The sequence below is a fragment of the Streptomyces monticola genome, assembly GCF_042665355.1.
Taxonomy (GTDB): Bacteria; Actinomycetota; Actinomycetes; order Streptomycetales; family Streptomycetaceae; genus Streptomyces; species Streptomyces monticola.
In genome coordinates, this window is sequence record NZ_JBHTCF010000004.1 from 58521 (window position 1) to 70500 (window position 11980).

The 11980-nt window shown below is 70.3% G+C and carries 12 protein-coding genes; 6 read left to right on the forward strand and 6 right to left on the reverse strand.

The features are described from left to right. Positions 1–154: 154 nt before the first annotated feature. Positions 155–1363, reverse strand: coding sequence for an MFS transporter (locus ACFQVC_RS11380; RefSeq protein WP_381829682.1), 1209 nt, complete (start codon positions 1361–1363; stop codon positions 155–157). Between the two features lie 125 nt (positions 1364–1488). Here ACFQVC_RS11380 and ACFQVC_RS11385 point away from each other — a divergent pair, with 125 nt between their 5' ends. Next, entirely contained in the window at positions 1489–1803 is a 315-nt protein-coding gene (locus tag ACFQVC_RS11385) for an ArsR/SmtB family transcription factor (RefSeq protein ID WP_381829684.1), read from the forward strand. 48 nt (positions 1804–1851) lie between these two features. Here the strand turns inward: ACFQVC_RS11385 and asnB are convergent, their stop codons facing one another. The 3 genes from asnB to ACFQVC_RS11400 all read right to left on the reverse strand — a co-directional run bounded on the left by asnB (position 1852) and on the right by ACFQVC_RS11400 (position 5338). Further along, positions 1852–3702, reverse strand: a complete 1851-nt coding sequence (gene asnB, locus ACFQVC_RS11390; protein ID WP_381829686.1) for an asparagine synthase (glutamine-hydrolyzing) — start codon at positions 3700–3702, stop codon at positions 1852–1854. Between the two features lie 68 nt (positions 3703–3770). Beyond that, the gene (locus ACFQVC_RS11395) at positions 3771–4838 is read right to left on the reverse strand and encodes a Gfo/Idh/MocA family oxidoreductase (RefSeq protein ID WP_381829688.1); all 1068 of its coding nucleotides are present in this window, start codon (positions 4836–4838) and stop codon (positions 3771–3773) included. Further along, positions 4835–5338, reverse strand: coding sequence for a GNAT family N-acetyltransferase (locus tag ACFQVC_RS11400; RefSeq protein ID WP_381829690.1), 504 nt, complete (start codon positions 5336–5338; stop codon positions 4835–4837). Before ACFQVC_RS11400 ends, ACFQVC_RS11395 begins: the two co-directional genes overlap by 4 nt. A gap of 260 nt (positions 5339–5598) precedes the next feature. Here ACFQVC_RS11400 and hemA point away from each other — a divergent pair, with 260 nt between their 5' ends. Further along, a complete protein-coding gene (hemA, locus tag ACFQVC_RS11405) occupies positions 5599–6885 on the forward strand; it encodes a 5-aminolevulinate synthase (RefSeq protein WP_381829692.1) in 1287 nt (428 codons plus the stop codon). A 75-nt stretch (positions 6886–6960) separates the two neighbouring features. Further along, positions 6961–7914 carry a hydroxyacid dehydrogenase gene (locus ACFQVC_RS11410; RefSeq protein ID WP_381829694.1) on the forward strand — a complete coding sequence of 318 codons (954 nt, stop codon included), beginning with the start codon at positions 6961–6963 and terminating at the stop codon, positions 7912–7914. A gap of 42 nt (positions 7915–7956) precedes the next feature. Here the strand turns inward: ACFQVC_RS11410 and ACFQVC_RS11415 are convergent, their stop codons facing one another. Then, on the reverse strand, positions 7957–8886 hold the full coding sequence (locus ACFQVC_RS11415) for a UbiA family prenyltransferase (RefSeq protein ID WP_381829696.1): 930 nt from the start codon (positions 8884–8886) through the stop codon (positions 7957–7959). Between the two features lie 169 nt (positions 8887–9055). Here ACFQVC_RS11415 and ACFQVC_RS11420 point away from each other — a divergent pair, with 169 nt between their 5' ends. The 3 genes from ACFQVC_RS11420 (at position 9056) to ACFQVC_RS11430 (ending at position 10868) form a co-directional block, all read left to right on the forward strand. Beyond that, complete coding sequence (locus ACFQVC_RS11420; protein WP_381829698.1) at positions 9056–9250, forward strand: hypothetical protein; 195 nt, start codon at positions 9056–9058, stop codon at positions 9248–9250. Between the two features lie 178 nt (positions 9251–9428). Further along, positions 9429–10385, forward strand: a complete 957-nt coding sequence (locus tag ACFQVC_RS11425; RefSeq protein WP_381829700.1) for a putative protein N(5)-glutamine methyltransferase — start codon at positions 9429–9431, stop codon at positions 10383–10385. Between the two features lie 9 nt (positions 10386–10394). After that, positions 10395–10868, forward strand: coding sequence for a GNAT family N-acetyltransferase (locus tag ACFQVC_RS11430; protein ID WP_381829702.1), 474 nt, complete (start codon positions 10395–10397; stop codon positions 10866–10868). Between the two features lie 27 nt (positions 10869–10895). On the opposite strand, the gene ku is transcribed toward ACFQVC_RS11430, so the two are convergent. Next, positions 10896–11972 carry a non-homologous end joining protein Ku gene (ku, locus tag ACFQVC_RS11435; RefSeq protein ID WP_381829704.1) on the reverse strand — a complete coding sequence of 359 codons (1077 nt, stop codon included), beginning with the start codon at positions 11970–11972 and terminating at the stop codon, positions 10896–10898. Positions 11973–11980 lie beyond the last annotated feature (8 nt).

The window sequence follows — 11980 nt, forward strand, 5'->3', positions numbered from 1 at the left end:
CTCACAGCCGCGGCAACAAGTCACAAGCCCGGATGAGTGCTAGACCCATCCGAGCTCGTGATCACTGTATACCGTTGTGCGGGAGGGCAACCTGCCCGGCCGTCAGGGGTTCCCGGTCAGGCCGTGAAGGGTTGGCGCGAACGTAATGCGCTCTTCACGAAGCGGATTCCGCGGGCACCGCCGTCTCGGCCGCCGGCTGCTTCGCGCCGCGCGCCGTCGACACCCGTACGCCGGTCACCTGCAGGAGCAGGCCGAGGGCCGCCGCGCCCGCCGCGAGCAGGGGCAGCAGTGAGCTGTCCCAGTGCAGCGAGAACGCCAGGCCGCCGAGGCCGGAGCCGACGGCGCTGCCGAGGTAGAGGGCGGACTCGTTGAGCGCGACCGCCGTGGTGCCGCCGCTGTCGCCGCGGGCCGCGAGCAGGTCGTGCTGCTGCGGGACCTGGAGCGCCCAGCCGACTGCGCCCCAGACCGCGATGGGCAGCAGGGCGACCAGCGGGTGGATCGACGCGGTCACACGGAACGCGACCAGCGCGACCACGAGGAGCGCCATGATCCCGACGACCAGCGTGTAGGGACGGCGCACCTTGTCGACCAGGGTGCCGATCAGGATGCTGCCGAGCACACCGCCAATGCCCCAGGCCCACAGATACGGCGTGATGTTCTCGACGCCGCCCATGGACTCGTCCGCCATCACCGGCGCGAAGTAGGTGTAAAGACCGAGGCTCGCGGTGGCGGCAAGGAACGAGACGCCCACGATGGAGGCGACCCGCGGGTCGGTCAGTACGGTCACGCGCTGGCGCAGGGTCGGCGCACCGTCGGGCGCGGGAAGCGCGGGAAGCCGCAGGGCGAGCCCGAGGAACGACACCAGGCCGATCACGGAGACTGCCCACAGCGTCGCGCGCCAGCCGAAGTGCTGCGCGACCAGGACGCCCACCGGCACACCGATGACGGTGCCGGAGCTCATGCCGCCCATGATGATCGCGAGTCCGCGCCCGCGCCGCTCCTTGGAGACGAGGGCGGCGGCCGCCGACGCGGCGAGCGCGAGGTAGAGGCCCGCACCGACACCGGCGAGGGCGCGGGTGATCAGGAGCAGCGGGAGCGTGGGGACGAGGGCGCTGGCCGCGTTGGCCACCGTGAAGACCGCGAGCGAGCTGAGCAGGCCGAGGCGCTGGCGCTGGGCCGACAGCAAGGTGGCGAAGATCGGCGAGGCGATGGCGTAGGCCAGGGTGAACGTGGTCACCATCTGGCCGGTGGCGGACACCGACGCGTCGAAGTCGTCGGCGATGACGGGGAGCAGCCCTGCTGTGACATAGGCGTCCAGACCCAGCGCGAAGGCGCCGAGTCCCAACAGGTAGACGAGCTTCACCGGAACCCCTTTGTTCGATAGTCGTAGTTCATTGGTCCAATGATGTCGGGTGTACGGGGCACCTGTGCAAGTCGATGCCAAAGATTCAGCCGTTGACCTCGGGTGACCTGTGCGACCCTGGAGGTGTGCGCCGCTACGTTCACCCGGAGACCGAGGACATCGAGCTGCCCGGAGTGCTGTTCGCGCTCAGTGACGCCACCCGGCTCGGCATGGTCGTCGAGCTGTCCGACGGGGTGGAGCGCACCGCGGGCCAACTGGGCGGGGAGATCGCCAAGTCGACGGTCGCCCACCATCTGAAGGTGCTGCGCGAAGCCGGCGTGATCTTCGTGCGCTCCGAAGGGCCCCGCTGTTACAACTCGTTGCGGACCGAGGACCTGGAAGCGCGTTTTCCGGGACTGCTCGGCCATGTGCTGCCGCTGGCGGAACGCGAGTACCGGTGAGCGGCGGCAGGGCCGGCGTCCGTGGCCGGCCCTGCCGTGGTCACCGGCTCAGATGTCCAGCGTGATGTCGTACGACGACAGCCAGGAGTTGAGCCCGAGCGCCATCTCCAGGCCGGAGCGCTCGTACTGCGCGCTCATCGCGCCGACCGGCGTCGCGAGCAGCCGCTTGACCTCCGCCGCGTCGAGCAGCGGCAGCACCGGAGAGCCGGAGTCGTCGACCACCGCGGCCAGGGAGTCGCGCAGCGCCTGCTCGTAGGCCGGGTCCTGCGTGGTCGGGTACGGGCTCTTGACGCGCTCGACGATCGACTGCGGCAGCAGATCGGCGGTCGCGGCCCGCAGCAGGCTCTTCTCGCGGCCGTCGAACGACTTCATCTCCCAGGGGGTGTTGAAGACGTACTCGACCAGGCGGTGGTCGCAGAACGGCACGCGCACTTCGAGGCCGACGGCCATGCTCATACGGTCCTTGCGGTCCAGGAGGGTCTGGACGAACCGGGTCAGATTGACGTAACTCATCTCGCGCATACGCCGGTTCTGCGCGCTCTCGCCGACCAGGCGCGGGGTCTCCCCGATGGCCTGCGCGTAGCTGTCCCGCAGGAAGCCGGGCATGTCCAGCTTCTGCATCAGGCCGGGGTCGAAGAGCGACTTCCCGTCGAAGTACTTGCCGGTGGCGGAGGTCAGCCACGGGAACGTCTGGGCCTGCACCGCCTCCTGGTCGAAGAACCAGCGGTAGCCGCCGAAGACCTCGTCGGCGGACTCTCCGGAGAGCGCGACCGTCGACTCGCCGCGGACCGCCTGGAACAGCCGGTACAGCGAGGGCCACATGTCGCCCCAGTAGGCCGGCGGCAGATCGAGGGCGCGCAGCACCGAGGCGCGCAGCTGCGGGTCGGCCAGCTCCTTGCTGTCGATGATGATCTCGCGGTGGTCGGCGCCGACGTGCTTCACCAGGTCACGGACGAAGGGGGCGTCCGAGGTGCCGCGCACCGGGTCCTCGACGAACCCCGCGCCGTGATCGGCGAAGTCGACGGAGAAGGACCGGACCGGGCCTTCGCCGCGGGCGGAGAGGCCCTTGGCCGCGAGCGCGGTGATGACCGAGGAGTCCAGGCCGCCGGAGAGCAGCGAGCCGAGCGGTACGTCGGCGACGATCTGGCGGCTGACGATGTCCTCGAGGAGCTCCCGCACCGTGCCCACGGTGGTGTCGAGGTCGTCGGTGTGCTCACGCGCTTCGAGGGACCAGTACTGCCGCTTGCTCAGACCCTGGCGGCCCACCCTGACCAGCTGGCCGGGGCGCACCTCGTGCAGACCGGCGAAGACGCCGTGCTCGGGCGTCTTGACCATCTCCAGGACCTCCCGCAGGCCGCTCGCGTCGACGCGGCGCGGCACGGCGGGGTGGGCGAGGATCGCCTTGGGCTCGGAGCCGAACACGACGCCTTCGGGCAGCGGGAAGTAGAACAGCGGCTTCACGCCCATGCGGTCGCGGATGAGCAGCAGCTCCTGCTTGCGTACGTCCCACAGGGCGAACGCGTACATGCCGTTCAGGCGGGAGACCAGGTCCTCGCCCCACTCCAGGTAGCCGCGCAGGACCACCTCGGTGTCGCTGCGGGTACGGAAGCGGTGCCCGCGGGACTCCAGTTCGCGGCGCAGCTCCTCGAAGTTGTAGACCTCGCCGGTGTAGGTGAGGCAGGCCAGCTCGCGGCCGTCCTCCTCGGCGGTCATGGGCTGGCGGCCGCCGTCGAGGTCGATGATGGACAGGCGGCGGTGGCCGAGTGCCGCGTGCTGGTCGAACCACATGCCACCGGCGTCGGGGCCACGGCAGATCATCGTCTCCGTCATGTCCGACAGCACGTCGCGCTGTCCGGTCACGTCACGGGCGAAGTCGACCCATCCGGCAAGACCACACATTTCTTTTCTCCTCAGACTCATTGCTCTCGGGCGCTTGTGGCGCCCGTTGTTCGCTGGTGCCCGGGCGGTCAGCCCAGGCGCTCCCAGTCGGCTTCCTGCAGGACCGTCCGGCCGTGGGGGAAGTACGCCACCGGGCCGACCGTGCGCGCCCGGTGCTCCATGAGGTTCAGCAGCTCCTGGAGGTCGAGCGCCTGGTCGAGTCCGGCGAACGGGGTCGCGGGGCGCTCGCCGGACTCGGTGAAGCGGACGACGTCCTCGACCAGGCGGCCGAGCTTGACGACGGTCCGCTGCTCCGGCGGCACGGGGACCCCGCCGGTGTCCAGGCGGTGGATCTCCTCGTCGCCGTGGGAGTGGCGGCGCCAGACGCGCAGCCGGTCGGCGTCCCAGGCGGGGCTGTCGTACTCGGCGCTCGCGTACAGCAACTCGCCCTGGGCGTCGCGGAAGACGAAGTCCACCTCGCGCTTGCGGGTGATGTTCACAAAGCTGCTGTAGCCGGTGACCACACCGGATCCGATCCGGCCCGACAGGGCGACGCTGTCCAGGACCTCGGGCCCCGAGACGGAGAAGTCGGAGCGGGTGCCGATGACCGTGTCCAGACTCAGGTCCGCGCCGCAGATCCACTGCACCAGGTCGAGGGGGTGGATCACCTCGCTCGGCACCCCGCTGGTGGGGCGGTGGTCGTTGATCCGGTCCTTGCCCCAGGTGAAGTGGGCCCGCACCAACTCCAGGCCCTGGTCGCGGACATGGGCGCGCAGGAAGGCGGTGGCGTCGGAGTAGCGCTCCACGAGGTCCATACAGAAGCCGGAGATGTTCTCCAGGCTCTTCTCGATGGGCGCCAGGTCGTTGCGCGAGGTGGCCAGGGGCTTCTCGGCGATCACAAATCCGCGGAATCCGGCCAGCTGCTCCAGGATTTCGGCGTGCGCCTCGTCGGGCACGGTCACCACGACGATGTCGGGGGTGAAACCCGTGAGGGCGGCGGCGACCGACGCATAGTAGGTCAGGCCATTGTCGAGATCTTTACGGCCGACGTACGCGAAGTGGGGTTCCGAGCCGTTTCCGGTGGCCTCGATGGCATTCTGGAAAGCTTTCTTGAAGCGGCCTCCGGCATAGCCGAGGCCAACTATGAGGATCTTCACGAAGTGAGCGCCTCTCGGTCATCGTTCAATGGTGGTGAAAGCACGGCGATCATCGTGTCCTCGCCCGTGGGCTGAAATCCGATCCGGGTGTAGAGATCGGCGGCCGCACTGGTCGTCTGCAGAAAGACGGTCCGTATGCCCCGTTCCTGGAACCAGTCCATGACGTAACCCATGACGCGAAGCCCGAGGCCGCGGCGGCGCATGGCGGGGTCCACCACCACGGTCTGCACCCAGCCGACCTGGCCGTCGGGGCACAGATGGGTCGGGGCCCGCTGGTCGACCACGGCGATGGCACACGCGGCCAGGCCGTCCGTCCCGTCGATGACCGCCACGTGCACCGCATCGGAGCCGGGCAGCAGTTTCGCCAGCCATGCGCGGTAGTTGTGCCGCCACGCCGCCGCCTCTTCGGAAGTACGCGCCACATAGTGGCCCGAACCCGAGCCCGGTCCCGAACCGAGCAGGAACGCGCGCAGTCGTACGAGTTCTTCGGTGTCCGCCATTACGGCCGGCCGTGGATTCCCTGTGCCGATCACGTTCCGGAACATTAGCCAGGGCGCGACCGGAAGTGAAATGACCCCGGCGCACATCTATGCACATCCGTCATAAATGCCCGCAGGGCCACTGCCACACATTTATGAGCGCTTTCCATAGGCGGGCTCCGGCGGCATTTCTCTCGAACCCCGGGAAGCGGCTATCTTCCGGCGAACGGGCCTGCGTTCACCGTGTGCGGCCCGCCCACTTCTTCCTCGCGGAGGTTTCAGTGTTCAATTACATCGAGTTCTTTTCCCAGGAAATCGAGAAACTCAAGGAGAGTGGCGGATACCGGACCTTCCTGGATGTCGAAAGGATCGCCGGTTCGTTCCCGCAGGCGCAGCAGCACGGCCCGGGAGCCGGCGGCCGCATCCGCGTCTGGTGCAGCAACGACTACCTCGGCATGGGGCAGCATCCGCTCGTGCTCGAAGCCATGCACAAGGCCGTCGACGAGTCGGGCGCGGGCAGCGGCGGCTCGCGCAACATCTCGGGCAACAACCACTACCACGTGCTCCTGGAACAGGAGTTGGCCGATCTGCACGGCACCGAGGCGGCCCTGATCTTCCCGTCGGGCTACTCGGCCAACGACGCCGCGCTCACCGCCCTCGCCGGCCGGCTGCCTGGCTGTGTGGTCTTCTCCGACGAGCTCAACCACGCCTCGATGATCGCCGGTATCCGGCACAGCGGCGCGGCCAAGCACGTGTTCCGGCACAACGACCCCGACCACCTCGAAGAGCTGCTCGCCGGCACGGATCCCGCGCTGCCGAAGATAGTGGCCCTGGAGAGCATCTACTCGATGGAGAGCGACCGGGCACCGCTCGCCCAGTTCCTCGAAGTCTCCGAGCGCTACGGGGCGTTGACCTACCTGGACGAGGTGCACGCGGTCGGGATGTACGGGCCGCGCGGTGCAGGTCTCGCCGCCGATCTCGGTCTCGCGGACCGTTTCGACATCATCCAGGGCACGCTGGCCAAGGCCTTCGGCGTGGCCGGCGGCTACGTGGCGGGACCCGCCGTCGTGATCGACGCGGTGCGCAGCTTCGCGTCGGCCTTCATCTTCACCACGTCGCTGCCGCCGGCGGTCGCGGCCGGGGCGCTCGCCGCGATCCGCCACCTGAAGCACTCCGACCGGGAGCGCGCCCAACTGCGCACCAAGTCACGGCTGTTGCACGAGCTGCTGCAGGAGCGCGGCATCCCGGTGGTCTCCGACGCCGCGCACATCGTGCCGGTACTCGTCGGTGACGCCGACGCATGCCGTCAGGTCGCAGGTGAACTCCTCGACCAGCACCGCCTCTACGTCCAGCCGATCAACTCCCCGAGCGTGCCGGTGGGCACCGAGCGGCTCCGGGTGACGCCCACGCCCCAGCACACCGACGCGGAGATCGTGGCCTTCGCACAGGCCCTGGACGCCATCTGGACCCGGCACGGGCTGCCCCGCCTGTGCCTCACACCGGCCGAGGCGGAGGGCCTGGACGAGGCGGGCGCCATCGCGGAGACGACCCCGACGCCGGGCGCCTGACCACCCGTACCCGCAGCCCCTTACACGTAAGCCCCGTACACCTAAGCCCCATATACGCAAAGAGAAAGGACCCGTATGGGAAAGCCCAAGGTCGTCGTCGCTGATCCGCTGGCCGAGAGCGCACTGGCCGGCCTCGGCGACTACGACGTACGCCACTGCGCGGGCAAGGACCCGGAGGCCCTGCACGCGGCGCTGCGCGACGCCGACGCGCTGCTGATCCGCAGCGGCACCCGGGTCGACCGGGAGGCGCTCGCGGCGGCACCGGAGCTGCGGATCGTCGCCCGCGCCGGAGTGGGCCTCGACAACGTCGATGTCGCCGCCGCCACCGAGGCCGGGGTGATCGTCGCCAACGCCCCGCTCTCCAACGTACTCAGCGTCGCCGAGCTCACCGTCGGGCTCGTCATCGCCTCCGTACGCCATATCGTTCCCGCCAACACCGCGCTGCGGAACGGGCGTTGGGAGCGGGCCGCGTTCACCGGCACCGAACTCGCCGGCAGCACCGTGGGCATCGTCGGGCTCGGGCATGTCGGCACGCTGGTGGCCGAGCGTCTCGCCGCGTTCGACATGCGGATCGTGGCGTACGACCCGTACGTCCCGCAGGCCCGTGCCGCGGCGGCCGGTGCGCAACTCGTCGGCCTGGACGAGCTCATGGCGCGGAGCGAGTTCGTCACGGTACATCTGCCGCGCACTCCCGAGACCCTCGGCCTCATCGGCGAGCGGGAGCTGCGGCTCGCCCGGCCGACGATGCGCCTGATCAATACGGCCCGGGGCGGCATCGTCGACGAGAGCGCCCTGGAGACGGCCCTTAAGGAACAGCGGATCGCCGGTGCCGCCCTGGACGTCTTCGAGGTCGAACCCGCGGTGGATTCCCCGCTGTTGGCGTACGACACGGTCGTGGCGACCCCGCATCTCGGCGCCTCCACCGCCCAGGCCCAGGACCGGGCGGGCCTGGAGGCGGTGGCCGCGGTACGGGCCGCCCTGTCCGGTGAGCCGGTGGCCGGCGCGGTGAACAGGGTGCCGGCGCGGTGACCTGGACGGCGCCCCGGAGCGTGGCCGACCCGTCCTGGGATGTCACACCGCGAGCACCTGGCCCAGCTGGGTCACGCACACCCCGTACTGGGTCAGCATGAACGCCCGGTAGGGCAGCCGGCTGCGGTGGCGCGGCTCGGCCGAGTGCGTGGTGAGGGTGAGCGCGGCGGTGGCGATGCCGCCGGCGAGCATGACGCAGGCGGCGGCGAGCAGTTCGGGGGCCAGGGCCAGGGCGGCGGCCACGAACAGGGCGCCGAGAAGGACGGGATTCACCGCGCACACGGCCCGGGTGCGCCGCTCGCCCCAGACGATCACCGCGGTCCTGCGCCCGGCCTCCGTATCGCCCCTGCGGTCTGACAGGTCCTTCACGAGCGCTCCGACCAGGCCCATCCACAGCGTCAGCGCCGCACCGATGACGGCCACGTGCACACCGCGTCCCGCCGCGCCCGCGCTCACCCACGCCGCGGCGAACGTCGCACCGCCGAGCACCAGGACCACGGCTATCGCGCCGAGGCTGTTCCGCTTGAGCGCGAAGGGCGGGGCCGAGTAGAGATGCCCGGCGGCCAGATGTACGACGACCAGCGCGGTGAACAGCACCGGCTGCGGGCAGAACACGGCGGCCGCCACGGCGAGCAGGGCCGCCGCCCGTGCCACCCGGCGGGCCGTGCGCGGGGGCAGCGCACCGCGCCCGATGGGCCGGCCCGAGCCGTTCACCCGGTCTTCCGGTGCGTCGTGCACGCCGTTGACCAGGTACACGTAGAACGTGGCGCACAGCCAGGCGAAGGCGGGCAGCGGCAGCGCGGCGAGTGAACCCGCGGACACCCCCGCGGCCAGGAGGTACGCGGCCGCGAACCGCAGCAGGAAGATGACCTGAACCGAGGGCCGCGCCTCCTGCAGACACAGGGCCAGCGACCGCAGGGGCAGGGGGAGTTGATACGGCGCAAACCGCTCTGCTGTTCTAATGTCGGACATGATCGCCATGGTGCCATCCCGGCTCACGACGGCTGAGCCGGGCCAAGCCCGGCTGTTTCCGACCGCTTGCGACTGTTTCCGGCCAATGGCCGCCCCTCCCGCACTCCTTCGGCAGGTACGGTCGGTCATGAACCGTTCACTCACGGGCAGCAGACGAGGAAGGGAAACCGTGATTTCTCCCGCAGACAGGGACGAGTCGCACGAGCTGCACCCGGCGGAGGGCATCGGCCTTGCGGCGGCCGCCGTCGGTCTCGCCCTCGCCGTCGCGGATCTCTGGGGCGCCGCGGGCCTCGACAAGCCGGCCGGCCTCATGTTCGTGACCGGCCTGGTCCTCTTCGGCTCCGCGAGGGCGGCCCGCACCTGATCCCGCCGCGTGCCGCTCGGGTAGGGTGGCGGGTCCACGCAGTGCTTGTGCCGAGGAGGAGGTGAGAACCATTACCGCTGCAGCAAGCGGGGTGCTCTTGCCTCACGGTTGTACGGTCGCCGGACCACGGTGACCTGAGGGCGCCCTTCCGTTTCGCGCATAAGGTGCCCCTTCTTTCATGACCTCCTCGTTTCCCGCTCCCCTCTCCGCCTCTTCCCGCTCCGCCGCCTCCCCCGCCGTCACCGCCGGCATCGTCGAGCGGCTGCGCGCCGCCGGTTGCGTATTCGCCGAGGACGAGGCCGCGTTGATGCTCTCCACCGCCCGCGGCCCCGCCGAGCTCGACGCCATGGTGGGGCGGCGCGTCCGCGGCTTCCCCCTTGAGCAGGTGCTCGGCTGGGCCGAGTTCTGCGGTCTTCGCGTCACGGTCGCGCCCGGGGTGTTCGTGCCACGGCGGCGCACCGAGTTCCTGGTGGCGCAGGCCACCGCGCTCCTCCGCGAGGCCAACGGCGGCGACAGCACCGATGGCACCGACGGTTCGCACGCCGGCATCGTCCTCGACCTCTGCTGCGGAACCGGCGCCGTGGGCGTCGCGGTCGCCGCCGCGCTCGGGCCCGGCTCCTGCGAGCTGCACGCCGCCGACATCGACCCCGTCGCGGTCGCCTGCGCGCGCGGCAATCTCGCCGCCGCCGGGGGACGCGTATACGAGAGCGATCTCTACGCGGCACTCCCCCGCGAACTCCTCGGCAGGGTCGGTCTCCTGGTCGCCAACGCCCCCTACGTACCCACCGACGCCATCGCGCTGCTGCCGCCCGAGGCCCGCGACCACGAGCCGCTCGTGGCGCTCGACGGCGGGGCCGACGGCCTCGATGTGCAGCGGCGGGTGGCCGAGGGGGCGGCGCGCTGGCTCACGCCCGGCGGGCAGCTGCTGATCGAGACCAGTGAGCGGCAGGCGGCACGCACGGTCGCGGCCGTGGCCCGCGGCGGCCTGGAACCGCGGGTGGCCGCGTGTGAGGAGCTCGGCGCCACGGTCGTCATCGGCGCGAAGCCGGATCGGAGCACGGCTCAGGGCACAGCTTCGGCGACGGCTTCGGCTCCGGTGACGGCTCCGGGTGCGGGCGGGCATACGGCGGCCTAGCTTGAGTGCATGGCCGACATAGCGCTCGTACCGCTGCGGATGGAGCACGTGGCCGCAGTGCTCGACCTGGGCTACCGGGTCTACGACACGTCCGTGAAGCCGTACACCTCCTGGTCCCTGTCCGCCATGGCGCACCACCTCGACTCCACGGAACCGGCCTGCTGGGCGGCGCTCGACGGTGACGTCGACGCAGCCCGGCTCGCCGGTTTCGTGCTCGGTTCGATGGGCTTCGACCAGCGCACCGACTGGGGCAACCTCGAGTGGATCGCGACCGACCCCGACTACCGGGGCCGGGGCATCGCCGGGCGGCTCGTCGAGGCGTGCTGCGAGAGCCTGGTCAAGGCGGGCGCGACGGCGGTCGTCACCGACGTGGAGTCCCGTAACGCGGCGTCCGCGACGCTCATGAAACGGCACGGCTTCCGCGAGGGCGTGACGGTCACGCTGTTCGTACGGGACGCACCGCCCGCCGCGGACGGGGCGTAGCACCAGCGACTCCCCTTACGAATCTCTCTACGAAGCCCTCTTCTTGGCCGTCGACTTCTTCGCACTCGTCTTCTTGGCGGAGCTCTTCGTCGCCGTGGTCTTCTTGCTCGTACGGGCCGTGCTCTTCTTGGCCGCCGTCGACGTCGACTTCTTCGCGGACGAGGACGCCGCGCTCTTCTTCGCCGCGCCGGCCGTCGACTTCTTGCCGCCCACCGGCTTGGGGCTCGCCGGGGCCGACTTGCGGGCCGTGCTCTTGCGCGAGCGCAGCGGAGTGACCTCGGCATCCTTCCCGGAGTCACCGGAACCACCGGACGCCCGGGCCTCCCCGCGCGCCTCCTGCGCCGCCTTGACCGAGTTCTCCAGGGCGGCCATCAGGTCGATCACCTTGCCGCCGCCCGAGGGCGCGACCGGTGCCGGGGCGATGGCGCCGCCGTCGGTCTTCGCGGTGATCATCTCCTCGACGGCGGCACGGTAGTCGTCGTGCAGGGTCGAGATATCGACCTCGCCGAGGGTCTCCATCAGGGCGTCCGCGAGGTCCAACTCGGCGTCGCGCACGGTGACATGGGTGTCGGGGGCGACGTTCTCGGGGGCGCGGATCTCGTCCGGCCAGAGCAGTCCGTGCATCGCGATCACATCGTCCACGACCCGCAGCATCCCGAGGCGCTCGCGGCCACGGAGGGCGAACTTCGCGACGGCCACCTTCTGGCTGCGCTTCAGCGCTTCTCTGAGCAGGGTGTACGGCTTGGCCGCGGGGACGCCGTTCGCGGCCAGGTAGTACGCGGCATCCATCTGGAGCGGGTCGATGCGCTCCTCCGGCACGAACGCGACGATCTCGATGGTCTTGGCCGTGGGGATCGGAAGCGAGGCCAGATCCTCCTCGGTGATCGGGATGATCGAGCCGTCCGCGTCCTCGTACCCCTTGCCGATCTCGGCCGCCGTGACCTCCTTCTCCTCCAGCTCGCAGACCTTGCGGTAGCGGATCCGGCCGCCGTCGGCGGTGTGGATCTGCCGGAAGGAGACGTTGTGGTTCTCGGTGGCGTTCACGAGCTTGATCGGGATGCTGACCAGGCCGAAGGAGATGGCGCCGTTCCATATGGATCGCACGTTTCGCC

Excerpts from the sequence above, each read along its gene's own strand:
- asnB (WP_381829686.1), bottom strand. The coding sequence starts at position 3,702 with ATGTGTGGTCTTGCCGGATGGGTCGACTTCGCCCGTGACGTGACCGGA.
- ACFQVC_RS11400 (WP_381829690.1), bottom strand. The coding sequence starts at position 5,338 with ATGGCGGACACCGAAGAACTCGTACGACTGCGCGCGTTCCTGCTCGGT.
- ACFQVC_RS11410 (WP_381829694.1), top strand. The coding sequence starts at position 6,961 with ATGGGAAAGCCCAAGGTCGTCGTCGCTGATCCGCTGGCCGAGAGCGCA.
- ACFQVC_RS11415 (WP_381829696.1), bottom strand. The coding sequence starts at position 8,886 with ATGTCCGACATTAGAACAGCAGAGCGGTTTGCGCCGTATCAACTCCCC.
- ACFQVC_RS11425 (WP_381829700.1), top strand. The coding sequence starts at position 9,429 with ATGACCTCCTCGTTTCCCGCTCCCCTCTCCGCCTCTTCCCGCTCCGCC.
- ACFQVC_RS11430 (WP_381829702.1), top strand. The coding sequence starts at position 10,395 with ATGGCCGACATAGCGCTCGTACCGCTGCGGATGGAGCACGTGGCCGCA.